This window comes from Streptococcus parasanguinis, assembly GCF_901875555.1.
Taxonomy (GTDB): domain Bacteria; phylum Bacillota; class Bacilli; order Lactobacillales; family Streptococcaceae; genus Streptococcus; species Streptococcus parasanguinis_H.
The window spans coordinates 37527-63050 of sequence record NZ_CABFMD010000002.1; the positions used below are offsets into that span (position 1 = coordinate 37527).

At 41.6% G+C, this 25524-nt stretch carries 23 protein-coding genes; 13 read left to right on the plus strand and 10 right to left on the minus strand.

Annotated elements, in window-relative coordinates:
- Positions 1–390: 390 nt before the first annotated feature.
- Together JX304_RS00655 and JX304_RS00660 are read left to right on the plus strand one after the other, a co-directional pair.
- The gene (locus JX304_RS00655) at positions 391–1185 is read left to right on the plus strand and encodes an alpha/beta hydrolase (RefSeq protein ID WP_430544371.1); all 795 of its coding nucleotides are present in this window, start codon (positions 391–393) and stop codon (positions 1183–1185) included.
- Between the two features lie 168 nt (positions 1186–1353).
- Complete coding sequence (locus JX304_RS00660) at positions 1354–2364, plus strand: DUF1002 domain-containing protein (protein ID WP_205010810.1); 1011 nt, start codon at positions 1354–1356, stop codon at positions 2362–2364.
- A 220-nt stretch (positions 2365–2584) separates the two neighbouring features.
- On the opposite strand, the gene guaA is transcribed toward JX304_RS00660, so the two are convergent.
- Positions 2585–4150: a glutamine-hydrolyzing GMP synthase gene (guaA, locus tag JX304_RS00665; RefSeq protein WP_205010811.1), complete on the minus strand. Its 1566-nt coding sequence runs from the start codon at positions 4148–4150 to the stop codon at positions 2585–2587.
- A 128-nt stretch (positions 4151–4278) separates the two neighbouring features.
- Here guaA and JX304_RS00670 point away from each other — a divergent pair, with 128 nt between their 5' ends.
- The 11 genes from JX304_RS00670 (at position 4279) to xerS (ending at position 15003) form a co-directional block, all read left to right on the plus strand.
- Positions 4279–4977, plus strand: coding sequence for a GntR family transcriptional regulator (locus JX304_RS00670; RefSeq protein ID WP_187540931.1), 699 nt, complete (start codon positions 4279–4281; stop codon positions 4975–4977).
- Between the two features lie 226 nt (positions 4978–5203).
- Positions 5204–6481 (plus strand): glycosyltransferase, encoded by a 1278-nt coding sequence (locus JX304_RS00675; protein WP_205010812.1) that lies wholly within the window; start codon positions 5204–5206, stop codon positions 6479–6481.
- Positions 6478–7455: an NAD-dependent epimerase/dehydratase family protein gene (locus JX304_RS00680; protein ID WP_205010813.1), complete on the plus strand. Its 978-nt coding sequence runs from the start codon at positions 6478–6480 to the stop codon at positions 7453–7455. Before JX304_RS00675 ends, JX304_RS00680 begins: the two co-directional genes overlap by 4 nt.
- On the plus strand, positions 7430–8257 hold the full coding sequence (locus JX304_RS00685; RefSeq protein ID WP_205010814.1) for an MBL fold metallo-hydrolase: 828 nt from the start codon (positions 7430–7432) through the stop codon (positions 8255–8257). The genes JX304_RS00680 and JX304_RS00685 overlap by 26 nt, the downstream gene beginning before the upstream one ends.
- Positions 8223–9488: a F390 synthetase-related protein gene (locus JX304_RS00690; protein WP_205010815.1), complete on the plus strand. Its 1266-nt coding sequence runs from the start codon at positions 8223–8225 to the stop codon at positions 9486–9488. Before JX304_RS00685 ends, JX304_RS00690 begins: the two co-directional genes overlap by 35 nt.
- Before the next feature lie 12 nt (positions 9489–9500).
- On the plus strand, positions 9501–10445 hold the full coding sequence (locus JX304_RS00695) for a 3-oxoacyl-[acyl-carrier-protein] synthase III C-terminal domain-containing protein (RefSeq protein ID WP_205010816.1): 945 nt from the start codon (positions 9501–9503) through the stop codon (positions 10443–10445).
- Between the two features lie 80 nt (positions 10446–10525).
- Positions 10526–10858 carry a putative DNA-binding protein gene (locus JX304_RS00700; protein WP_003001435.1) on the plus strand — a complete coding sequence of 111 codons (333 nt, stop codon included), beginning with the start codon at positions 10526–10528 and terminating at the stop codon, positions 10856–10858.
- A gap of 2 nt (positions 10859–10860) precedes the next feature.
- Positions 10861–11076: a 2-oxoglutarate:acceptor oxidoreductase gene (locus tag JX304_RS10725; protein WP_239649386.1), complete on the plus strand. Its 216-nt coding sequence runs from the start codon at positions 10861–10863 to the stop codon at positions 11074–11076.
- A gap of 17 nt (positions 11077–11093) precedes the next feature.
- On the plus strand, positions 11094–12668 hold the full coding sequence (gene ffh / locus JX304_RS00705; RefSeq protein WP_205010817.1) for a signal recognition particle protein: 1575 nt from the start codon (positions 11094–11096) through the stop codon (positions 12666–12668).
- Between the two features lie 66 nt (positions 12669–12734).
- Positions 12735–13502: an alpha/beta hydrolase gene (locus JX304_RS00710; RefSeq protein WP_205010818.1), complete on the plus strand. Its 768-nt coding sequence runs from the start codon at positions 12735–12737 to the stop codon at positions 13500–13502.
- A gap of 430 nt (positions 13503–13932) precedes the next feature.
- A complete protein-coding gene (gene xerS, locus JX304_RS00715; RefSeq protein ID WP_205010819.1) occupies positions 13933–15003 on the plus strand; it encodes a tyrosine recombinase XerS in 1071 nt (356 codons plus the stop codon).
- Between the two features lie 86 nt (positions 15004–15089).
- Here the strand turns inward: xerS and JX304_RS00720 are convergent, their stop codons facing one another.
- The 9 genes from JX304_RS00720 to ylqF form a co-directional block, all read right to left on the minus strand.
- A complete protein-coding gene (locus JX304_RS00720; RefSeq protein ID WP_205010820.1) occupies positions 15090–15731 on the minus strand; it encodes a hypothetical protein in 642 nt (213 codons plus the stop codon).
- 520 nt (positions 15732–16251) lie between these two features.
- A complete protein-coding gene (locus tag JX304_RS00725) occupies positions 16252–17418 on the minus strand; it encodes an ATP-grasp domain-containing protein (RefSeq protein ID WP_205010821.1) in 1167 nt (388 codons plus the stop codon).
- Positions 17419–17437: 19 nt separating this feature from the next.
- A complete protein-coding gene (locus JX304_RS00730) occupies positions 17438–18178 on the minus strand; it encodes an esterase family protein (protein WP_200773312.1) in 741 nt (246 codons plus the stop codon).
- A 39-nt stretch (positions 18179–18217) separates the two neighbouring features.
- Positions 18218–19045 carry an alpha/beta hydrolase gene (locus JX304_RS00735; RefSeq protein WP_187540945.1) on the minus strand — a complete coding sequence of 276 codons (828 nt, stop codon included), beginning with the start codon at positions 19043–19045 and terminating at the stop codon, positions 18218–18220.
- Positions 19046–19133: 88 nt separating this feature from the next.
- A complete protein-coding gene (trmFO, locus tag JX304_RS00740; RefSeq protein WP_205010822.1) occupies positions 19134–20471 on the minus strand; it encodes a methylenetetrahydrofolate--tRNA-(uracil(54)-C(5))-methyltransferase (FADH(2)-oxidizing) TrmFO in 1338 nt (445 codons plus the stop codon).
- A 217-nt stretch (positions 20472–20688) separates the two neighbouring features.
- Positions 20689–22776 carry a type I DNA topoisomerase gene (gene topA, locus JX304_RS00745; protein WP_205010823.1) on the minus strand — a complete coding sequence of 696 codons (2088 nt, stop codon included), beginning with the start codon at positions 22774–22776 and terminating at the stop codon, positions 20689–20691.
- Between the two features lie 86 nt (positions 22777–22862).
- Positions 22863–23711 (minus strand): DNA-processing protein DprA, encoded by an 849-nt coding sequence (gene dprA / locus JX304_RS00750; RefSeq protein ID WP_205010824.1) that lies wholly within the window; start codon positions 23709–23711, stop codon positions 22863–22865.
- Between the two features lie 109 nt (positions 23712–23820).
- A complete protein-coding gene (locus JX304_RS00755) occupies positions 23821–24588 on the minus strand; it encodes a ribonuclease HII (RefSeq protein ID WP_205010825.1) in 768 nt (255 codons plus the stop codon).
- Entirely contained in the window at positions 24575–25426 is an 852-nt protein-coding gene (gene ylqF / locus JX304_RS00760) for a ribosome biogenesis GTPase YlqF (RefSeq protein WP_205010826.1), read from the minus strand. Before ylqF ends, JX304_RS00755 begins: the two co-directional genes overlap by 14 nt.
- Between the last annotated feature and the right edge of the window lie 98 nt (positions 25427–25524).

A 25524-nucleotide genomic window follows, 5' to 3' on the forward strand; every position in this document is an offset into this window, starting at 1 on the left:
CAGCTTCAACAGTCTGGGAGAATGTTGAAGGTTGCAGATAAAGGAAACATAGTTTCCGTCAACATAGGGCATCTTTGGAACTTAAAAAGCGAACAAAGACTTAGGATACTTGCTTCGCAAGTTCTATTCGCCACCTCAAAGCAGTGCTTTGAGCACTCAACCACTGCGTCTTGCTCGACAATCCAAAAAAAATTGAGAGGCTAGGACTTTTGTCCCAGCCTCTCTTATAATCTATAAATCTATTTGTGTATTTTATCTCTTTCATTCTCAATCTTTTGAAATCATTGAATAGCTATGATAAAATACTAGTTAGTTTTAAATTATCTTGAGGAGTTCCTATTGAACAAAAAATCATTCTACGGACTGCTTGTGGGGTTGATTCTCCTATGTATCGCTTTTTGGGGAAAGTCTCAACAAAAAACGCAGCTGGACCACACGAATTACCTACAAAATACTCGTCCTACCTTATTTTTTCATGGTTATGGCTCGAGTGCCAATGCAGAAAAACACATGACAGATGCGGCAAAAAAAGCAGGGGTTACAGAGACTGTCATTACTGCAAATGTAGCTACCGATGGACAAGTAAAGCTGACAGGGACCATTCCCAAAGGTGCGGTCAATCCAATTATCAAAGTGGAATACCAAAACAATCGCACGCCCGATCCAAAAGTCATCAGCCATTATGCCTATCAGGTAGTTAAAAAACTTCAAGAAACCTACCATTTTAAAGAGATGAACGTCGTCGCTCATTCTATGGGAAATATGTCCGTCTTATATTATCTTCTGGAACATGGAAGTGATGAGAATCTGCCAAAAATTGTCAAGCAGGTCGCCATTGCCAACCATGTCGCTGGACTCGAAGGAATGAATTTACCACAAGGTTTGGTACTAGATGCGCAAACAGGTAAGCCTTCATCAATGAATGAGCAGTACCAACAGCTTTTAGCTCTTCGGGAAGTCTATCCAGAAAATCAGATCGATGTACTGAATATCTATGGAGATATCGGTGGCGAAACAGATGGGTCTGTTCTCAATATTTCTTCAAAAGCCCTTCGTTACCTAGTAGCAGAACGTGCAAAAAGCTACCGTGAAGAAAAGATTGATGGAAAAGGGGCTCAGCATAGCCAACTTCATGAAAATCCAATAGTTGATAAGCTATTGATCCAGTTTCTTTGGGGAAAATAAATATGTCATCCTTTCTTAAAAGAAATGTAAGCTTCTTTTAAGAAAGAAACGATATAATAAACATTGAAGTGAATAACTCTTTTATTGGCTTCTTTTTTTCAGCTCTAGTCAGGTGAAATAGTCGATAAAATCTACTCAGCATGGATATGAGATAGAAAGAAGAGAGAAATGAAATTAAGAAAAATTGCTTTATTTGTAGCGTCGACAGTTGCCCTCTTTAGTGGAATTCCACATGTTTCTGCAGATACTAATGTCCAGAAAGTCATTGATGAAACTTATGTCAAGCCAGACTATGTTTTGGGTTATTCTCTAGACCAAAGTCAAATTGAGCAAACCTTGAGTTTACTGAACTACGATAGTTCAAAAGACAAAGAAGAGTGGAAGACCATGACACCAGAGGTTTACTCTTCGATTATGAACGTTGCTAACGATGATAGTCTAGAACTCTATTCCTCCGTTAAAATTCAAAAATTAGGTAAGAATAAGGCTCTAGAAGTGAATATCGTAACGCCTCAAAACATCACCAAGGTTACTGCAAATATGTATCGTAATGCAGCCGTTACACTTGGATTGGAGCATGCTCAAATTACAGTCGCATCTCCTGTCCAAGTGACTGGAGAAAGTGCCTTAGCTGGTATCTATTACTCGCTTGAGAAGAATGGCGCCAAAGTTTCTCAAGAAAGCAAAGATCTGGCTCAAGAAGAGTTAAAGACTTTATCCGGGATCAACGAGGAAAACGCCGGCAAGAAAAACTTCGATGCTGATAAATTGAACGTGGCATTGACCGACATTAAAACAGCAGTAGCCAATGCCAAACAGAACAATCAGGATTTGAGTAAGGATGATATTCGAAAGATCGTCGAAGAAACCCTGAAAAATTATAAGCTAGATACAACTGTGACAGGTAACCAGATCAATTTGATCGTGAATTTCGCAGTGAACCTCTCAAAGAGTAGCGTCATCAGCAGCAAAAATTTCACCAAGACCTTGACAGATCTCAAAGATAGTATCGTAGACAAGGCAGGCGATACCTTTAACAACATCAATCTTAATTTTGATACAAATGCCATTTTAAAAGATAGTGGCAACTTCTTCACAAATGCATGGAATGCCATTGCTGGCTTCTTCGGAGCCATCTGGAATGCCATTGTCAAATTCTTTAGTGGATTGGTTGGATAAATATTGCACAAAAGCACTGCTGACAAGAAGTCAGAGTGCTTTTTGCGTTTGATTACCCTTTTTAGAACTGCTAAATTCTTATTTTAAGCTCGTGAATCAAGTTCCCCCGGACCTTTAACACACTTTGCTATTTTTATGCTCGTGAAAAAAAGGTCCTCCGGACCTTTAACTCGCTCTATTGTTTTAAAGCTCGTGAAAAAAAGGTCCCCCGGACCTTTTTTTATTCCCACTCTACAGTTGCAGGTGGTTTACTTGTGATATCATAGACGATGCGGTTAACATGGTCAACTTCGTTTACGATACGAACTGAGATTTTTTGGAGAACTTCCCATGGAATTTTAGCGAAGTCTGCTGTCATTCCATCGATCGAAGTAATGGCGCGGATAGCGATAGTGTAGTCGTAAGTACGACCATCCCCCATAACACCGACTGAACGAACGCCAGTGTTAACAGTGAAGTATTGCCAGATGTCGCGGTCAAGACCAGCTTTAGCGATTTCTTCACGAAGGATAGCATCCGATTCACGGACTGTTTCCAGTTTTTCTTCAGTAATTTCCCCAATGACACGGATGGCAAGTCCAGGTCCTGGGAATGGTTGGCGCCACACGATATTATCTGGCATACCAAGTTCAGTACCGAGGGCACGAACTTCATCCTTATAAAGAGTGTTGAGTGGCTCGATCAGTTCAAACTGCATGTCTTCTGGAAGTCCACCAACGTTGTGGTGAGATTTGATGGTTTGAGCAGTATCTGTACCAGATTCGATGACGTCAGTATAAAGAGTTCCTTGGGCCAAGAATTTCACATCTTTGAGCTTGCTTGCTTCGTCATCAAAGACATAAACAAACTCGTTACCGATAATCTTCCGTTTTTTCTCAGGGTCAGACACACCAGCTAGTTTATCAAGGAAGCGTTTGGCAGCATCCGCTTTGACGATGTTGAGACCAAACTTGCCACCAAGCATCTCCATAACTTGGTCTGCTTCCCCTTTACGGAGCAGGCCGTGGTCTACAAAGATACAGATCAATTGATCACCAATCGCTTTTTGAAGAAGTACCCCAACAACAGAAGAATCCACACCACCAGAAAGTCCAAGAAGGACACGTTTGTCTCCGACGGTTTCACGGATTTTTTTGATCTGCATGTCAATGAAGTTGTCCATAGTCCAGTCACCTTTAGCCCCACAGATGTTCAAGGCAAAGTTACGCAAGATATCATAACCGTGAACAGAATGACGAACCTCAGGGTGGAACTGGATACCGTAGATTTTCTTGTCTGGATTTTCAATGGATGCATAAGGACAGTCAGCAGAAGTACCAGTACGGATGAAGTCAGCTGGAATTTCTGTCACAGCATCCCCATGGCTCATCAAAACGACTTGTTTATCTGGTGTGCTTGCAAAAAGAGCAGAAGATTCTGTCAAACTGAGTTCAGACTGACCATATTCACGGTTACCAGCGTTACCTGCTGGAACGACCTTCCCACCCAATTTGTGGGTCAACAATTGCATCCCGTAACAGATTCCAAGGATCGGAATTCCCAACTCAAAAATTTCAGGATCAATATCAAAAGATCCTTCCTCGTATACAGAGTTTGGTCCGCCTGAAAGGACGATCCCAACTGGATTGATTGCACGCACTTCAGCAGCAGAAATCTTATGGCTCTTCAATTCTGAGAAGACACCAATTTCACGAATCCGACGTGAAATAAGCTGATTGTATTGGCTACCGTAGTCAAGCACGATGATTTTTTCAACATCATGCAAATCAGTTGATAGGTTTGTCATCTTATCCCCTTCTTAATGAAATTTACTTTCCTCTATTCTAACACAAAACCCCTCGCTTTACCATTCTCTGATTGAATCTTTCGGAAAATTACGCTACAATAGACCTAATAGAGAGAAAGAGCAGTACAATGATTCCAGCTTACATTCAAATTCATGATCAGATTAAGTCTGAGATTGATCAAAAAATATGGAAAATCGGGGAGCGTCTTCCTAGTGAACGCGACCTAGCAGAGCAATTTCAGGTCAGTCGAATGACCCTTCGTCAAGCCATCACCCTTCTAGTCGAAGAGGGGGTTCTTGAAAGACGAGTGGGAAGTGGCACCTTTATCACCAGCACGCGCGTCCGGGAAAAAATGCGTGGGACAACCAGTTTCACCGAAATCATGAAATCGCAAGGCAGAGAACCGTCTAGTCAAGTAATTTCATACCGTAAAACCATTCCTAGCCTGCAAGAAGTAGACAAATTGGGTATTGATAAGACCGAAACCATTATTCGGATGGAGCGCGTTCGGTATGCTGATGGGATTCCTGTCGTTTATGAAGTGGCCTCTATTCCGGAGAAATTTATTAAGAATTTCAATCGCGAAGAGGTGACCAGCCATTTCTTCCAAACCTTGGAGCGTCATGGTTATAAGATCGGAAAATCGCACCAGACGATTTATGCTCGATTGGCCAAAGATAAGATTGCGGACTATTTACAGGTTTCAAAAGGTCAGGCGATTTTAGGGCTAACCCAGGTTTCCTATTTTGAAGATGGTACAGCCTTTGAATATGTGAAAAGCCAGTATGTAGGCGAGCGGTTCGAATTTTATTTGGAAAATAACTAAGTTTGCAATTCGTAAAACTAAAAAACTTTCAAATGCTAAAGTGGATTCCACTGGCATTTGGGAGTTTTTTTCGTTAGGAATCATTCTTTCTAAATAGTGATAGTAAAGCCAAAATTAAAAGTTTTTAAAAAAATTTTATTTTTTCTTCAATTTTTGATTTTTTTTACGAATATATAGATAAGAGGCCCAGATTAGGCCTAAAAAAAGAGATATAAGGCAGGAAAAAATGAAAAAAATTAAAATCGATGTGGTAGCTGTTCCCCTGAGTGGGCACCTGTACCCGACTTTAAATCTCGTCAAACCTTTATTGGATGATCCTTCGATGGAGATCCGGGTTTTCACGGGACCTCAGAAAAAGGCTGTTGCAGAAAGTCTTGGGTTCACAGTGGTTCCGATTCTTGAGGACAAAGTAGAGGAGTTTGAACGTGCGGCGAATAACGATAAGAAACTCAATCTATTTTCAGCTTATCGTCAATTGTCCGAGAGTCTTGATTTGATCAATCATGTCTCGGATCAATTGTTAGAAGAATGGCGCGTCAACCGCCCAGACATTGTAATTGCTGATTTTATCACTTTATCAGCTGGTTTTGTAGCAGAAGAGTTGGAAATCCCTTGGATTACGACCATGGCAACTCAATTTGCAATCGAAACTCCCTATGGTCCTCCTTGCTTTTTTGGAGGGATGGGAATTGCACGAACCAAGAAGGAAGAAAAGATCCAAGCCCTATGTAGAAAACTCACGCGTATTGGGAAATACTGCGTGGCTTTCCTCTTACGCAAACGCTTAAAACGTTACAATTTCAAGTTGTATAATCAAAATGGAGTGGAGACCATCTACTCTCCTTATGCCATCTTTGGAATTGGCATGATGGAGCTAGAGTTGAAAACACATTTCCCTCATCAATATGCGTGGCTGGGTCCATTAGGAACTTCTCTTGAAAAAGCAGAAGACTACCCTTTGGACCTCAGTCCGTATGAGAACAAAAAGAAGATCCTCGTGACTTGTGGAACCCAGCTGCCTTGGGCGAAGGAAAACTTGCTAGAGCAAACCAAGCAGTTGGCCAAAGACCATCCAGAATGTCACTTTTTTGTCACCTTGGGAGATGGGGCAAAAGACTTTTCTGAAGAAGAAGTAGCACCAAATGTGACGGTCGTCTCTTATCTGCCATATAAGGAATACATTCCGCAGATGGACTATGTCATTCACCATGGAGGAGCTGGAATCTTTTATCAGTGTATCGAATTTAAAAAACCGGCCTTGATCTTGCCACATGACTATGATCAATTTGACTATGCCATTCGAGGAGTAGAAGCCGGGATTGCCTTTCAAGCTCATCGCAATCGCACCGAAGAGATTCAAGCAGGTTTTAACGCCCTGTTAGAAAAAGAATCTTGGGAAAAGTTAGAAAGACTAAACAAACTATCAAAAACCTACAAACCGTTGGATACCTTAGAGTTTGAAATTCAACGATTATTAAGACGTGGAACGGATGGAAAACTATGAAAATTCTTGTAACAGGTGCGACTGGTTTCCTTGGAAAATATGTGATTGAGGAATTATTGGATCACGACTATTCCATTGTAGCCTTTGGCCGAAACGAAAAAGTTGGCAAGGCTCTAGAAAGCGAGCGTGTCCAATTTGTAAAAGGGGATTTGAGCTCTATTGACGAACTAAGACAAGCCTTTCAGGACATTGATGCTGTTGTTCATGCAGGAGCCTTATCCACGGCTTGGGGACCCTGGAAAGATTTCTATCAGGCAAATGTCATCGGCACCCAATATGTTCTTACCTTGTGTCGCGAATTTGCGGTACAACGCTTGGTTTACGTCTCTTCTCCCAGTATTTACGCGGCTGGAAAAGACCAATTAAACATCAAGGAAAGCGATGCTCCAACAGAAAATCACCTCAACAATTATATCCGAAGTAAATTGGCTTCTGAAAAACTATTTCCTGACTATCCAGATGTGCCAAGTATCATCTTGCGTCCAAGAGGACTATTTGGAGTAGGGGATACCAGTATTTTACCTCGTGTCTTACGCCTCAGTAGAAAAATTGGGATTCCGTTGATTCGAGGAGGAGAGCAGCTCATGGATATGACCTGTGTGGAAAATGTCGCCCTAGCCATTCGTTTGGCTCTGGAAGCAAAAGAAGCACAAGGACAGGTTTATAATATAACAAATGGAGAACCAAAGACCTTTAAGTATTTGATTGAAACCACACTAAAAGGATTAGGAGAACCCATTCGCTATCAGAAGATTCCAGCAGGTCTAGTAGCAGGTGTGGCCTACAGCCTTGAAGGAGTCTATCGATTATTTCATCTGAAAGCTGAACCCCCCTTGACTCGCTATACCTATTATCTCCTTCGCTATAGCCAAACTCTCGATATTCAGAAGGCCCAAATAGAACTTGGCTACTATCCAAAAATAACCATTGAAGAAGGGATTGATAAGTATGTCCAACATGATCGAGCACATTGATTATTTTCCAGCAGGTTTTTGTAGCAGTCATTCTGGACTATTATTCAAAGGGATTCCGAATGAAAAAATGCAATTTCCAGCAGGTGTCTTTTTGATTCATCATCGTGAAAAAGGCTATATTTTGTACGATACTGGCTATCATTATGAGATTAAGAAAAAAGCACGGTATTTCTGGTACCGTCTAGCAACGCCTATGCAGATGAAAAAAGAAGACCAGATCGATTATTTATTGCAAGAGAGTGGCATTGATCCAGCAGCCATTTCCTATGTCATTCTTTCGCATTTGCACCCGGATCATCTCGGCGGAGCAGCACTTTTTCCAAATGCTCTTTTCTTTGTAACTCAGGAAGTCTATGAAGTGTACCAGAAGCCGAAATTCAAAGATCTGATTTTTAAAGAGTTTCTGCCAGCTGATTTCAAAGATCGGGTGACTTGTCTCAAAGCAGATCAAAGGCATCCAGCTTTCCCTTACCGCCCGACTGCGGACCTATTTGGTGATGGGAGTATTCTCGTATCATCTATCGATGGGCATGCGAGAGGGCAGGCGTGTCTGTATATGGATGAGTTGAAACTCTATATAGGTGCAGATCTATGCTGGGGAGTAGAGCTCTTGCCTTACACACGGCAAATGCGTCTCATTCCTTCCTTGGTTCAGGATGATAAGAAGGCTTATTTAAAAGGAGCTGATTTGCTGGAAACACTATTACAAGAGGGCATTCAAGTTGTGGTCAGCCACGACCCGCAAGATCGGATTGAAAGGATTTTAAATGAAAAAAACAGTCTTTCTGAAAACCTTTATTGAAACCAGATGGTGCCATCGATTCCGTTCAAAAGAGGCCTTGAATCGTTACCAAGATATGCAATTGGCACGCTACCATGCTTTTATCACTTCTCACTCTCCCTATTTTCAAAGCCATTCTCCTGAATCTTTTGGGACGATGGATAAGAATTTCATGATGACGCATTTCAATGAACTCAATACCTTGGGGATGGATCGAGATCAGGCATTAGAGATGGCCATACGTGGAGAACAAACACGAGATTTTACCGAGATGAATGGAGAAGTAGCAGTAGGTTTGTCTTCTGGAACCTCCGGTCACCGAGGGGTTTTTGTCACCACAGAAAAAGAAAGAAGTATGTGGGCTGCAGCCATCTTAGCGAAGATGCTGCCAAAAGGAAACCTGTTTGGTCATCGCATTGCTTTTTTCTTACGAGCGGACAATGAACTCTATCAAACCATTAATTCAGGCCTGATCCGCTTGGAATATTTTGATATCTTCAAGGATAGTAAGGAGCATTTAGAGCGTCTCAAAAACTATCAGCCAACCATTGTAGTGGCGCCTGCTTCCACCTTGATTGAGTTAGCTAACTATGTCACTAATCAGCACCTTGCTCTTCACCCTGTCAAGGTTGTCTCTGTCGCGGAGATCCTAGAGGATAGAGATGCTCAGACAATCGCTAAAGCCTTTCAACTAGATAAGGTTGATCAGGTCTACCAAGCGACAGAAGGGTTTTTAGCTTGTACTTGTTCAGAAGGTCATCTTCACCTCAATGAAGATATATTGTATATCGAAAAAGAGTATCTAGATGATCACCGATTTTATCCGATGATTACAGATTTCAAACGAACGAGTCAACCCATCTATCGCTACCGACTCAATGATATTTTAGTAGAAGAAAAGTCTCCCTGTCCTTGTGGATCCGTTTTTACTCGAATCGCGAAAATCGAAGGACGATCGGACGATATCTTCTATTTCAAAAAAGTTGATGGAAACAGCCAAACCATCTATCCAGATTTTATTCGCCGGTGCATTTTATTCGTTGAAAATATTCAGGACTATCAAGTGACTCAGCTGGCAGATGGATGTATTACCATCGCCTTGAGTCATCGTTCCGACTTTATTGAGAAAGCGATCTTTGCCCAATTTGAACTCTTAGCTCAACAAAAACAATTCATCCTCCCAAGTATTCAATTTATCGATTACCAATGGGACCCAACACGTAAATTAAAACGTGTTCAACGACTTCAATAAAAGGAGAATCCTATGACTACTGTAAAAAGACATCTGCAAATCAAAGGCTATGGAACAGCGCTTCCAGCTCATACAGTGACCTTCAAAGACCAGACTCGTTACCGGGTAAAAGAAGGAGAAGAAACACAGATTGATCTAGCATCGCGTGCGATTGAAACTGCTTTAAAACATGCAGGGCTTGAAATGACAGATATCGACTGCCTGGTTTCGGCTAGTGCGGTTGGCGTTCAGCCTATTCCTTGTACGGCTGCTTTGATCCATGAGCGCGTGGCTAAGGGACTAACGATTCCAGCCATGGATATCAATACCACCTGTACTAGTTTTGTATCAGCCTTAAGCACCATTTCCTATCTGATTGAAGGTGGCGAATACCAACGGGTTCTCATTGTATCCAGTGAAGTAGGAAGTCTTGGCCTTAATCCTAAACAAAAAGAAAGCTTTGAATTGTTTAGCGATGGAGCCGCAGCTTTTATTTTTGAAGCGACAAGCGAAGATAAAGGAATCATTGCCAGTATGCAACGTACCTGGTCTGAAGGAGCCCATGATACCGAAATTCGTGGTGGTTTGACAGCTTATCATCCGAAATTGTACTCTGAAGCAACCAAGACTGATTTCATGTTTGACATGAAAGGGAAGAAAATCCTCTTACTTTCTGCTCGTGTTATCCCAGAAATGTTCCAAGAATTCCAGGCAAAATCAGGCATTTCTAAAGATTCTGTAGACTATATTATTCCTCACCAAGCAAGTCGCGCCTTGCCACTCGTCATGGACAAATTGGGCGTTGGCAAAGATAAATATCTCAATATTGTCAGCGATTATGGCAATATGGTTTCGGTAGCCGTGCCTTTCGGTTTAGCCTATGCGCTTGATCACGGCTATGCGAAGGAGGGAGATACCATCTTCTTGATGGGAACTGCAGCAGGGATGACAGTCAATATGGTAGCACTAAAACTCTAATGATCAATCCTCTTATTTCAAGCTCAAAAAGCATCGAGTCCCGCTAGTCTTTAGCGGGCTTTTTTGATATAATGAAAGGTATGGAAATTGAGAAAACCAACCGAATGAATGCGCTCTTTGAGTTTTACGCAGCGCTCTTGACGGACAAGCAAATGAACTACATCGAGCTTTATTACGCTGATGACTACAGCTTGGCTGAGATTGCAGAAGAGTTTGGAGTGAGCCGTCAGGCGGTCTATGACAATATTAAACGTACAGAAAAGATTTTGGAGGACTACGAAATGAAACTCCATATGTATTCCGATTACATTGTTCGTAGTCAGATTTTTGATCAGATTTTAGAACGCTATCCGGAAGATACTTTTCTACAAGAGCAGGTTGAAATTTTATCAAGCATTGACAATCGGGAGTGATTATGGGCAGTCTCGTCATTTATCAAGGAATACCTTGCAAACTATTAGTCGCAGAGGGAGTATTTCCTACTCGACTACAAATTATCTCGCCCAATGATATCTCCAAAGCTATGCAAATAGGTTTTAGCTGTTGGGGATATCCAAATGAAATCATGAAAGAAGTCACACCCGAAGAACTAGAATGTTTGGAACATTTCGGACGATTTCCACTGAATTGAATAAATAGGAGAAAAATATGGCATTTGAAAGTTTAACCGAACGTTTACAGAACGTCTTTAAAAATCTTCGTAAGAAAGGGAAAATCTCTGAAGCGGATGTCCAAGAGGCGACCAAAGAGATTCGTCTAGCCCTCTTAGAGGCCGACGTTGCCCTTCCAGTTGTAAAAGACTTTATCAAACGCGTCCGCGAGCGGGCTGTAGGTCATGAGATAATCGAAACCCTCAATCCTGCCCAACAAATCGTGAAGATTGTCGATGAAGAATTGACAGCCATTTTGGGTTCTGAAACAGCAGACATTATCAAATCTCCAAAAATTCCAACCATTATCATGATGGTCGGTCTTCAAGGGGCTGGTAAAACAACCTTTGCTGGGAAATTGGCTAACAAATTGGTCAAGGAAGAAAATGCAAGTCCTTTGATGATTGCGGCCGATATCTATCGTCCAGCAGCCATTGACCAGTTGAAGACGCTTGGTCAACAGATCAATGTCCCTGTCTTCTCACTAGGTACAGAAGTCCCTGCAGTAGAGATCGTTCGTCAAGGTTTGGAGCAGGCAAGAGCCAACCACAATGACTATGTCTTGATCGATACGGCCGGTCGTCTGCAAATCGATGAAAAACTCATGGGCGAGTTGCGGGATGTCAAAGCCCTTGCTGAGCCAAATGAAATCCTTTTGGTCGTCGATGCTATGATCGGTCAAGAAGCGGCCAATGTGGCGCGTGAGTTTAACGAACAACTCGAAGTGACCGGGGTGATCTTGACCAAGATTGATGGGGATACCCGTGGTGGTGCAGCCCTTTCTGTCCGTCAGATTACTGGGAAGCCAATCAAATTCACTGGTACTGGTGAAAAAATCACCGATATCGAAACCTTCCACCCAGACCGCATGTCTGGTCGGATCCTCGGTATGGGGGATATGTTGACACTGATCGAGAAGGCTTCTCAAGAATACGATGAGAAACGCTCTCTTGAACTCGCTGAAAAGATGCGGGAAAATACCTTCGATTTCAACGATTTTATCGATCAGTTAGACCAAGTTCAAAACATGGGACCAATGGAAGACTTGCTCAAGATGCTTCCAGGTATGGCTAATAACCCTGCCATGAAGAACCTCAAGGTCGATGAACGAGAAATTGCTCGCAAACGCGCCATCGTATCATCCATGACACCAGCTGAACGGGAGAATCCAGATCTCTTGAACCCTAGCCGTCGTCGTAGGATTGCTGCTGGATCAGGAAATAGCTTTGTCGAAGTCAACAAATTCATCAAGGACTTTAACCAAGCCAAACAGATGATGCAAGGTGTCCTCTCTGGCGATATGAACAAGATGATGAAACAAATGGGGCTTAATCCAAATAATCTACCGAAGAATATGCCTGGTGGCATGCCTGATATGTCTGCCCTTGAAGGCATGATGATGGGACAAGGCGGGATGTCTGACTTATCAGCTCTTGGCGGAGGCGCTGGGATGCCAGATATGAGCCAAATGTTCGGTGGTGGTCTCAAAGGAAAAGCCGGCGAATTCATGATGAAACGGGCGATGAACAAGATGGCCAAACAAATGCGCAAAAATAAGAAAAAACGGAAATAATTCTATCTAATAAGAGCCTGGAACACACCGTTCTAGGTTCTTTTAGAAAATACCACTAGAGGAAAAATGTTAAAAAAACTATTTCAACAACTCATTCGTTTCTTTGGAAGACTCTTTTCTTCGCACAGCAAGCCCTTTGAATTTCCTAAAGGATCGAAGAAACCTCCCATTAGACCAATCATCTTTGTACCTGGTAGTTCAGCTAGTATCCAGCGTTTCAATGGAACCATCCGCATGCTCCATCGCTATTCTAGAAAAAAGCAGAGTCTCCTAAAAATTAGGGTTAATCAAGATAATTCCATCCAGATGGAAGGCAGACTGAACAGCAAGGACCGCAATCCGATGATTGTGATTGGCTTTGAAAACAATCGAGATGGATATCCCAACATCAAACAGCAAATTGAATCACTAAAAACAGCCTTTCAGCATCTGTTAGATCACTATTATTTTACCGACTTTCAGGCTGTTGGGCACTCAAATGGCGGTTTGGTATTGACCGGATTTCTGGAAAGTGGATTTTTGGAGAAGAAAAGGCTCAAGCTAACAAAACTTGCTATTATCGGGAGTCCTTATCTATTTAATCAAGACATGTACGAAGATTTTCAAAAGTGGAAACATCGGATTGGTAAAGAAGTACAAGTTCTCAATTTCGTAGGTGATTTTGCAGGAAAAACAGATGGGATCGTACCGCTAAAGAGCGCCCAGGCTGGAAAGAAGATTTTTAACGAAAATTGCTATACTGAAGTTTATTTAACTGGTCGTAAGGCCCATCATTCCGCATTGCCAACCAATCCAGAATTGGTAAAACAATTAAGTTTATTTTTAAATCTATAGAAGATTACATAATTTAACTTATGTAATCTTTTTTATTCATTTATACTGTAGTATTGAACAACGACCTCAGAATGAAGGAACTGACAAAGAAAATCATTCATAGAAGTTAAAATATCTTGCCAACCTAACTAAATCGACTAGAAATGATTTTTGGTTTTAAAGAGATATCAGATAACAAGAAACATCTCCTAGATTTAAATAACCTTGCAAATAGATGAAGAGTTTGAGAAAAATGAATAGCAAGGAAAACTTCACATAAACAAAACTAGATTATGAGAATTTTGTAAAAAATTTTTTGGTTACAATATACACCATGCGCCTTATTAGGTTCATAATATTCTCTATATCATCTTTCCGAAAAACTATAATTTTCTTGAAAAATATATCTTGCTATGCTATACTACTAGTATAGAAAGATTTGGAGAAAAACATGAAACGCGAGATCTTATTAGAACGTATCGATAAACTCAAACAAGTCATGCCTTGGTACGTCTTAGAATATTACCAATCAAAACTGGCCGTTCCATATAGTTTTACGACCTTATACGAATACTTAAAGGAATATGATCGATTTTTCACCTGGGTTTTGAAATCTGGTATATCGGATGCTGACACCATGGCCGAGATCCCTTTAGATGTTCTGGAACACATGACCAAGAAAGACATGGAGTCCTTTATTCTTTACTTACGTGAACGTCCTCTGCTCAATGCTAATACGACGAAAAACGGGGTTTCTCAAACGACCATTAACCGTACCTTATCAGCTATCTCTAGTCTCTATAAGTATTTGACCGAGGAAGTTGAAAACGAGCAAGGGGAACCTTATTTCTACCGTAACGTCATGAAGAAGGTTGCGACCAAGAAAAAGAAAGAAACCTTGGCGGCCCGAGCTGAAAATATCAAACAAAAACTCTTTTTAGGGGACGAAACAGAAGGTTTCCTGAATTATATCGATCAGGAGTACCCGCAAACCCTCTCAAATCGCGCCTTATCTTCCTTTAATAAGAATAAAGAGCGAGATTTAGCCATTATTGCACTTCTTCTTGCCTCAGGTGTTCGTCTCTCAGAGGCGGTTAACCTCGATCTACGTGACCTCAATCTCAAAATGATGGTGATCGATGTCACTCGAAAAGGTGGAAAACGAGACTCGGTTAATGTTGCTGCCTTTGCTAAGCCTTATCTGGAGCAATATCTTGCTATTCGAGACAAACGTTACAAGACAGAAAAGACCGATACAGCCCTATTCTTAACCTTGTATCGAGGGGTTCCAAACCGGATCGATGCTTCTAGTGTTGAAAAGATGGTCGCCAAGTATTCTGAAGATTTTAAAGTCCGTGTGACCCCTCACAAGCTTCGCCATACATTAGCAACGCGTCTCTATGATGCGACCAAATCACAGGTTTTAGTCAGCCACCAGCTGGGACATGCCAGCACACAAGTTACAGACTTGTATACCCATATCGTTAATGATGAGCAAAAGAATGCTTTGGATAGCTTGTGAGTTTACATAAGGTAAATTATGTAATATTTATAGTGTTAGAAAAAGAGCGTAAATCTTTGATAGAATTTTACGCTCTTTTATTCTTTCTATAAAAATTCGATCCAATAATTCCGGTGGGGCTCAATAATAACTGGTTTTCCCCAGAATGATTTTAGATAGGCCAAGTTTGCAGGGGTGACCGGTCTTTTTTCACCATTGTACTTCTCAGCACTCTCTTTCGTTAAAAAGCATTTAACTGCTTCATATGGCGTGCCATCGCTCGCTATTCGATCAATTCCTAAATAAGCAATTTCATCACCGGCTTTTGGAATATCTGTAAACAGTTTACCAATAAAATAAACCATCTTATCTTTCATTAATTCATAAGCCTTACTATTTTCCAGTCTGTTATTTGCTGCAGCGTACATAATACAAAAACTATCTACGATATCTTTCAAAGGTATTAATTCTTCTTTGCTGACTATAATTTCGTCGGGAGCAAGTCCACCAATGACTAAGTTTGTATAATATGGTTGTTGGATGACATTATCTAAAGCCATTCCTAATGGTAGTTGGACAGCTTGATAACCTAATGGTTCTAGCTCCTGCTTTTTCCGGTCAAGGTGTTCTTGTGTAATACTGATATTCAAATCATATGGACTGGAAGATTGTTGCTTGCTAAAAAAAGCCACTACTATACGATCTAACTGTTCAAATAGACCAAGTTTTTCTACTGGAATTTTCATCATAGAACATAACTCCTTTTTGAAACATGCTATTATGGAGCATTATACTCTTATTATGTATAACGAGTCAAGTATTTTACACAAAGCAACACAATTTTGTATATCTTATCTTTCTAGTCTTTTAGTCAATAAAATTTGATAACTAAAGATTAACTTTCCAATTTTTTAATTATTTTCACATACTATCTCTAAATATCTAAATAATAGAGCGGCTTTCGTTTAATTTTTGAAAACAATCTTTCCGTTACAGATAGTGTACTTGAACTGCCAAGTGAAATCACAATATCTATAACTTTTATTTTCTCTTAATAGTAAACCTCTATTATTACAAGCTCATTTGCGGTAAGATGAGTATAGGTCATTTATGTTAGTTCCTTTTAGTCAAATGTGGTGTTTATCTAAGCCTGACATAGATGGCTTTTTCTGTCTAGCTAAATTTTACAAATTGAGTATTAAAAAAAGTGAAAGAATCGACTGTCTTTCACTTTTTTACGTTCATTTTATAAGAAATATTTAAACGAGCTTATTGTTTTCGTTGACCGAAATCGTGAATCATTTGTTCCAATTCTTCGCGACTTGGGGTCGTTAACATATAGAGGTAGTCTCCTTGCAATTCAGCAAAGGCTGCGGGCATATTCTTCTTCACGCGGAATTGGTCTTTGTATTTGGCCAAGACTTCTTCTTCAGAAAGTTGATAGGCGGCGTTGGCACGACGGGATGTTGCCAAGCAATAGAGAGGCTCGAAGTTTGAGGCTGGGAATGGATCACCAGCTACAACATCCGCATACCCCTTGTATAGGTCAATTGAATGCGCGTAGTTATACACATCAATGGTAAAGCCACCTGCTGGACGGTTATTGTACTCGATCGCAATATAGTCATCGCCTTCACGGAAGAACTCAATATGGAAGAAACGTTCCTTCATGCCAAAAGTCTTGACGATGGATTCACCGTATTGGCGTAGTTTTGGATCCATATCTTTTAGGACATAGTAAGAATTGTCCATCTTGTACAGAAGCAAGTCAAGCGGTGTGTAGGCATAATCAAAGGTTGTTGAAAAGACAATATTGCCATCGTGATCAATCAAACCATCAAAGGTACAAATCTCGCTAGAAGTGACAAATTTTTCGAAGAAGTAGACGGTATGGCCATCCCATTCAGCTTTGAAATGATCGACATCTTCTGGTGTTTCAATTTTGAAGGTCGCTGCTGCTCCTACTCCATTGTCAGGTTTTGCGATCAACGGCAAGCCAATTTTTTTCACAGCTTTATCAATATCTTTTTCTGCTTTGACCACGGCTCCTGGAACGACTGGAACTCCTGCTTTTTTGAAGAGTTTCTTCATTTCAGATTTGAATTTTGTTTTCTTCAAGTCTTTTGGTTTGGCCCCAAAGACGTTGAATTGCTCCCGAAGTGCCGCATCCAATTCCAACCAATATTCATTGTGAGATTCAATGCGGTCGATTGGACCGTGTTTATAAAAGAGAAAGGCAACTGCACGTTTGACTTCATCCAGATTTTCCAAGTTTTCAACACGGAAATATTCTGTCAAACTCATGCGCAAAGGTTCATCTAATTGCTCGTATGGTTCTTGACCGATACCCAAGACAGTAATGCCTTTATTTGCAAGTTCAATGGTAAATTGTTGGAAATTTTGTGGGTAATAAGGTGAGATCACAATATAGTTCATAATTGACTCCTTTTTGGCATTAAAGATTCATTTGATCGAGGAAGTAAGGCATTTGCTTGCGCCACCATTCCCAGTCGTGGGCTACATCATAGCCCCATTCAGCGAACCAGGCAGGAATGTTTTTGTGATCGAAAGCTTCCTTTAGTTTATAGTAGGATGGCAGACCATCTTGCTCCCAAGCGCCTAAACCGGTACAAACGACGATCTCTGCTTGACGATAGCGGTCAATAAACCAACCATCATTTTGATTCCAAATATAGTCAGATGGAGAATTTTGGTAGATCGCTTCATCTCCTCCAAAGTCACCAACAAAGAAACGGGCATCGTAGACACCACTCAAAGCAACAACTTTATTGAAAACATCTGGATGCTGCAAGAAGAAATTAAGCGCATGGTAGGCACCCATTGAGCAACCTGTTGTCATCATTGGATCAAACCAACCTGTTTTGTGCTTGATAAAAGGAATGGCTTCTTGGATAACGTACCTTTCATAAGCTCGGTGCATTTCTGCTCGATCATGAGGATTCTTCCAGTCACACAGCCAGCTTTCGCTGTCCACACTTGATAAGGTAAAAAATTGAATGCGTCCTTCTTCGATAAAGCGAGCACAGGCATCAATCATGCCGAAGTCATAGTATTCGTTGTGACTACCACCTGAGGAGGCAAAGACCACTACAGGAATCCCTGCATGTCCATAACGGTTTAGATACATTTCGCGGTTAAGTTGGCCACTCCAGTGGCTTAAATGTTCAATATTCATAAGTTTCCTTCTTTCTCTGATAGGATGTGCGAGAGAGGGTTAATCCCAGTTCTCAGCTAAAAATCGAAGACAATCCGGTAAATTCTCTGCCCAGGCCAATTCATGGTGAACTGCACCTGATTGAATCCGTATGGAAATATTTTCTAAAGCTACCCCTTGTTGGATAATATCATGGTAATAGCGCAGAGACGAATCGATATAGGCCTGCTTGATATTTCCTGCCATCAGGGTCTTATCTGTATCATCGGCTTCTTCTGTACCCACATAAATGTAAATGCGCTGATCGCTATACAATTTTTTGCGCTTAATATAGTGGTCAAAGGCTTCTTGGTGCAGCCAGTTGGCCGATGAGAAGACTCCCAGACAACCGATCTGATCTTGGTATTCTAAGCCGAGAAATTGGGTGATATTGCCTCCTAGAGACGAGCCAATCATAGCTGTATGCTCTCGGTCTGAAAGGGTACGATATTCTTGATCGATAAAAGGTTTGACCACTTCCATAACAAACTCTCCGTACTCGACACCCTTGCCACCAAATTGCATGCCAGGAATATTGGATTCCTTGTACTTCCAGGCAGAGTATTCGTTCATCCGTTGGAAACCATCGTTATCAATCGCAACGACAATCATACGACTAATATCAGGATTGCGCTTGATGGCTGGAATCACCTTCCAGGAATGACCTGCGTAGGCTTCCTTGCTATAGAGAACATTCTGGCCATCATGAAAATAGACAACAGGATAGCGTCGATCGGTATCTGTTTCATAATTCTTGGGCAATAGAACCCGAACACGACGGAGTTTTCCGGTATAAGGCACTTTCAACTCGTGTGTCTTCATATCTAAATAAAAATAGGATTTGTTCATTGTCAGAAAACTCTCTATATTCTAAATTTTACTTATTATACCATTTTTAGAAGAAAAAGTCTGGATTTCTCCAAACTTTTTCCATTCTTTAGCGATTTTCCATAAAATCAGCCAAATCAGTCAACGAACGTTCGGCAATTTTCTCATAACGTTCTTTCTTATCCCGAATGCGTTGCCCTTCCAGCTCCTTGATGATTCCAAAGTTAACATTCATCGGTTGGAAATGCTTGCTATCGGCATGAGTGATATAGTGGGCCAGACTTCCGATGGCTGTTGTTTCTGGGAAAATGGCTGCTTCTTCTCCTTTAAAGAGGCGAGCTGCATTGATCCCAGCTACCAAACCTGAGGCAGCGGATTCAACATAGCCTTCCACTCCAGTCATTTGACCTGCAAAGAAGAGGTTAGATTGTTTCTTCGAACGGTAAGTTTGCTCGAGGAGATTTGGCGAGTCCATGTAAGAATTACGGTGCATGACGCCATATCTCACAAACTCCGCATTTTCCAAACCTGGAATCATTTGGAAGACCCGTTTTTGTTCGCCCCATTTGAGATGCGTTTGGAAACCAACGATATTGTAGAGACTTCCTGCTGCATTGTCTTGGCGAAGCTGAACGACTGCGTATGGGGTCTTAAACTCCCCATCACGAGGGCCTTTATAATCATCTGGGTATTCGAGTCCGACTGGCTTCATAGGACCATAGAGCATGGTTTTGATGCCTCGTTTGGCCATGACTTCAATGGGCATACAGCCTTCGAAATACTTTTCTTTTTCAAAAGAGTTGAGTGGGGCTTCTTCCGCATTGACCAAGGCCTCATGGAAATCCATGAACTCTTGTTTGGTCATTGGGCAGTTGAGATAAGCTGCTTCTCCCTTGTCATAGCGTGATTTGAGATAAACCTTGTCCATATCGACAGTATTGACATCGATGATCGGAGCCGCTGCATCGTAGAAATAGAAGCCATCCCCACCATTGAGCGCGTGGATCTTTTCCGCCAAGGCATCGCTGGTTAGAGGACCCGTTGCGACCACTGTGATAGCGTCTGTTGGTAATTCCGTAATTTCATCGCGAATGACTTCGATGAGCGGGTGTTGAGATACCTTCTCTGTCACTCGATTAGCAAAGCCTTCCCGGTCCACTGCCAGTGCTCCACCAGCCGGAACTCGAGTTGCTTCTGCTGCTTCAAGGATGACCGAACCTAGACGACGCATTTCTTCTTTGAGAAGGCCAACGGCATTGGTTAACGAATCCCCACGAAGAGAGTTGGAACACACTAGTTCCGCAAAATTGTCTGTTTTGTGTTGCGGAGTGGATTTGACCCCACGCATTTCATAAAGCTTCACCGGGATTCCCTGTTGGGAAATCTGATAAGCTGCTTCTGAGCCAGCAAGACCCGCACCGATAACATTGATATAAGATTGAGACATGACACTAATACCTCTTTGGGTGAAAACTAAGGCCAGATTAAAACAAGCCACTGGACTGTTAGACACCCACAAATCTTTCTAATTTTCTACTTGGTCCATTATACCAAAAAGGGCATAAAAAAGACAGGGAGGCTTTTCCTTCCTGTCTAATGAATGTCTATTCTAACAGACATTTATAAAAATTGCCGTTATAATAGACATTGAATCATTTAAAAGATTATTTCACTTTTTCTTCTTCGTAGTCACCGTTGCTACAAACGACCTGTTTGCCACCGCCACGGACTTTCTTTTCAACTAAGTAATGACCACATTTTGGACAGTCACGGCCAATTGGCTTATCCCAAGAGGTAAATTCACACTCTGGATAGCGATTGCATCCGTAGAAGATACGGTTGCGCTTGGTTTTACGCTCGATGATTTGTCCCTGGTGACAGTTTGGACACTCCACCCCGATTTCTTTGACAATGGCCTGAGTATGACGACAATCTGGGAAATTACTACAAGCATAGAACTTACCAAAACGTCCTAATTTAATCACCATCGGGCTGCCACAGACTTCACAATCAAAACCAGCTGGTTCATCTTTGATTTGGATTTTTTCCATCTCTTCTTCAGCCTTTGCGACTTCTTTAGAGAATGGTTTATAGAAACTGTCAATGACTTTTTGCCACTCTTCCTTTCCGAGTTCAACATCATCGAGTTTCCCTTCCATCTCAGCTGTGAAGGTCACATTGACAATATCTGGGAAGAATTCAACAATCAGTTTATTAACGATCTCCCCTAATTCCGTTGGTTCAAATCGTTTGGCTACCAATTTCACATAATAGCGTTTTTGAATGGTCTCAATCGTCGGAGCATAGGTAGATGGACGCCCCACTCCGTTTTCTTCTAAAGTCTTGATCAAGGTTGCTTCAGAATATCGAGCAGGTGGTTGGGTATAGTGTTGCTCAGGCTTGCTATTGACCTGCTTAACGATATCACCTTCTACCATATCCGGCAACATCTTGTTCTTATCTGAATCGTTATAAATCGCCAAATAACCATCAAACTTCACCTGGCTTCCATTCGCAGTGTATTGTACGCCATTTTGACCTATACGGACATTCATCGTATCAAAGACAGCAGCTGTCATTTGACTAGCTACAAAGCGATTCCAAATCAAGGTATAGAGCTTCAATTGATCCTTGTCCAAGTATTTAGCAATGCTCTCAGGAGTATTGAAGACGCTAGACGGACGAATGGCTTCGTGGGCATCTTGAGCACCGGAAGCATTTTTCACGCGACTTCCATGCTTAGAATATTTCTCACCGAAGCGATCCACGATAAAGTTAGCTGCCTCGTTTTGCGCAACCGGACTGATCCGTGTGGAATCGGTACGCATATAAGTAATCAAACCTTGAACGCCAGAGCCGATGTTAATCCCTTCGTACAATTGCTGGGCAACCATCATGGTCTTGCGTGTACGGAAGTTAATCTTATTGGCTGCATCCATCTGCATAGAAGAGGTGGTATAAGGAAGGGGTGCATTGCGACGACGCTCTTTCTTCTCCACCTTTTCAACTGTAAAATCTTTGCCATCTAAGCGCTCAAGGACAGCTTTGACCTCTTCATTGGTGTTGAGCTTCATCTTCTTCCCATTGATCCCGTAGAAGCTAGCTTGAAATTGTTTGGTCCCCTTTTTGAAGACGCCATCGATGGTCCAGTATTCTTCCGGCTTAAAATCATTAATTTCATTTTCGCGATCAATGATTAATTTGAGAGCCACAGATTGCACGCGCCCTGCAGAAAGTCCTTTTTTGACCTTTTTCCAAAGAATAGGCGAGATAGAATATCCTACAATCCGATCCAAGACACGACGTGCTTGTTGGGCATCAACCAAATCCATATCGATTTGACGCGGTTCTTTAAAGGCATTTTTAACGGCATCCTTGGTAATTTCGTTAAAGACCACACGGTTCTTTTCACCTGCATCCAAATTTAAAATATGAGCCAAGTGCCATGAAATAGCTTCTCCTTCACGGTCCGGGTCACTTGCTAAAAAGACTTGCTTGGCCTTTTTAGCTTCTTTTTTCAAATCATTGATCAAGGGACCTTTTCCGCGAATATTGATATATTCCGGTTCATAGTTATTGTCGAAGTCAATCGACATGGTTGATTTTTTCAGGTCCCGAATATGGCCCACACTGGCCATGACTTTATAGTTACGCCCAAGGTATTTCTCGATTGTTTTGGCCTTTGCAGGAGACTCCACAATTACCAAATTTTTCTTGGTTGTACTACTTTTCCTTTTCGTTTTTGTTACCACGTTTTATCCCTCTGTAATGTATAAATCTCATTGAGTTTAATACATTTTGAGAAAGATGTCAACTAGGAACTTCTCCTATAGGAAAATCACAATTCGTATTTCAATTCATCAAGAATGTCCTGACCCGATGTGACAAGCTTTGCGCCTTCTTGAATCAAGTGATGGCAACCTGCAGATTTTCCATCTAAAATATTTCCTGGAATAGCAAAGACATCCCGTCCTTCCTCCATGGCACGCTCACAAGTAATTAAACTTCCTGAACGAAGTCGTGCCTCTGCCACAATCACAGCCTGACAGAGTCCTGCAATGATGCGATTTCTCTCTGGAAAATGGAACTTCAAAGGGGCCTGTCCTGGTCCATACTCGCTCAAGACAAGATGGTGTTCGCTCATGTGTGTCTGTAATCTTTGATTGCTCTTAGGATAGAAAATACCCAGTCCTGTCCCAATAACCCCGATCGTCTTGCCACCATTTCTTATGCAGGCATAATGGGCGGTTGCGTCGATCCCTTTTGCAAGGCCACTGACCACCACCAGCTGATTTTCTAGTTCCTGGATAATCTTTTCGACTGATTTTACTCCTTCCCTGCTCGTCTCCCTGGCTCCTACTACTGCTATTTTCGGTTCTGCTAACAAATTCAGATTTCCTTGGTAAAAGAGTAAAACAGGGGGATTGTAGATCTGCATCAATGATTCTGGATAGTTTGAATCAAAAATGGACAGGGAGGGAAAACGTCCAAATTCCGTTCGCAAATGCTCCTCATCAAGCTGCCGGTATTGTTCCACAAACCGAATAATACTGCGGCAACGTGCAATTTTTGCCATTTCTTCTAGAGGAGGGAGAGGTTCTCCTTCCTGACAAATTGCTAAAATTCTCAAGACCTGTTCATTCGTCAATCCTGCTGCTTTTAATTTATAAATTTCAAATGATTCCATAGTCACCTCTTTGTTTTCTCACTTATTTATTCGTAAAAGAAATGAAAAAAAGCTCTATTTCTAGAACCTTTTTTGTTTGAAGTGATAGAACAATGCTGGTACACAGTTTTTAATCCTCAAATATTGATTCGACAGGTTCAAATGAACGCCGATGGATAGGCGTCACTCCCAGCTTGTGGAGACCAGCAAGGTGGTTGGCCGTCCCATAGCCAGCATTCTGCGCAAAATCATAGCCTGGATATACTCGATCAAACTCTTCCATCATCTGATCCCGAGTCACCTTTGCTACGATGGAGGCTGCTGCGATGGATAAGGAATTGGCGTCTCCTTTAATAATACTGGTCTGAGGAATTGCAAGATCCAATTTCATGGCGTCGATCAAAAGATGCTGTGGTTGAGGATCTAATTGACCAATGGCCTCCATCATGGCTAGTTTCGTCGCTTCATAGATATTGACCTGGTCAATCACTTGATTGTCCTTAACGCCGATACCGATCGCAATAGCTTCTTGGAGCACAGCCTCATAGATTTTCTTATGTTTGGACTTTGGAATTTTCTTACTATCGTTGAGGCCGGGAATCTTACAAGCTTTCGGCAAGATCACGGCAGCCGCAACAACTGGTCCGGCTAACGGACCACGTCCCACTTCGTCAATACCAGCAATGAGGTTGATTCCCTGCTCATTGAGTTCTTTTTCATAGGCTAGCATTTTTTCTAAACGAAGATCTTCATCTAGGGTCTTTTGAATCTCTTTTTTTCGCTTTGCGACCGCTTGGATAACACCAGATCGACCGTCCTTTTCCAATTCAGCAAAGAATGGATCGTTTAACTGGCGGATGAGAGCTAATTTTTCTTTAATTTCCTTAATCGTTGCCATCAATTTCCCCTACGCGATCCAGCGTATACCGTCCCAATTTCCCATCACGAACATCCTTAACAAAGAGTTGGTAAAAACGGTCGTAATCGTCTCGAAAGCCTAATTTTTGAGTCATTTCCATAATGATTTCAGGCGCTTCTTGCTCCAGATTCATTTGTTTATAGCGATCTTTCAAAACTTCTGGATAATGGTCTTTGAAATAGTTAAGACCAAAGATGGTCACTTCATCCATTGGAAGCAACTGGTCCTTGATGGCTCCTGTTAAGGCCAGTTTTAAGGCTACTTCTTCATCCTCAAACTTAGGCCAGAGAATCCCTGGTGTATCCAAGATTTCAAGGTCCTTATTGGTTTTCAACCATTGTTGTCCCTTGGTCACCCCTGGTTTATTCCCAACGACGGCGATCTTTTTCCCTGCTAAGCGGTTCATCAGCGTTGACTTCCCAGCATTTGGAATCCCAATAATCATGGTCCGAAGGGTTTCAATCTGAATCCCACGTTCCTTTTGACGAGCAATTTTATCTGCCATCAAGCTCTTAGCAGCATCTGTGACCTTCTTAACCGTCGATTGCTCTTTGGAGTTGATCGCCAAGGTTTTGAGTCCTTGCGATTCAAAATAGTCCTGCCATTCTTTTGTTGCCACAGGATCTGCCAGGTCTACCTTGTTCAAAATCATCAATTTAGGCTTCTCACCAACAATTTTTGTCAACATGGGATTTTGGCTTGATAGGGGCAAACGAGCATCTACCAAAATCGTCACAAAATCCACAAATTTCAAATTTTCTTGTACTTGTCTTCTAGCTTTGGACATGTGTCCAGGAAACCATTGAATAGTCGCCATAATCTCACTTCCTTTCCAGTTCAATCTCCTCTATTATACCATGTTTTCTAGAATTCTCAGCTTTAAATGAGAACACAAAAAATGAAGCTACCTAGGTA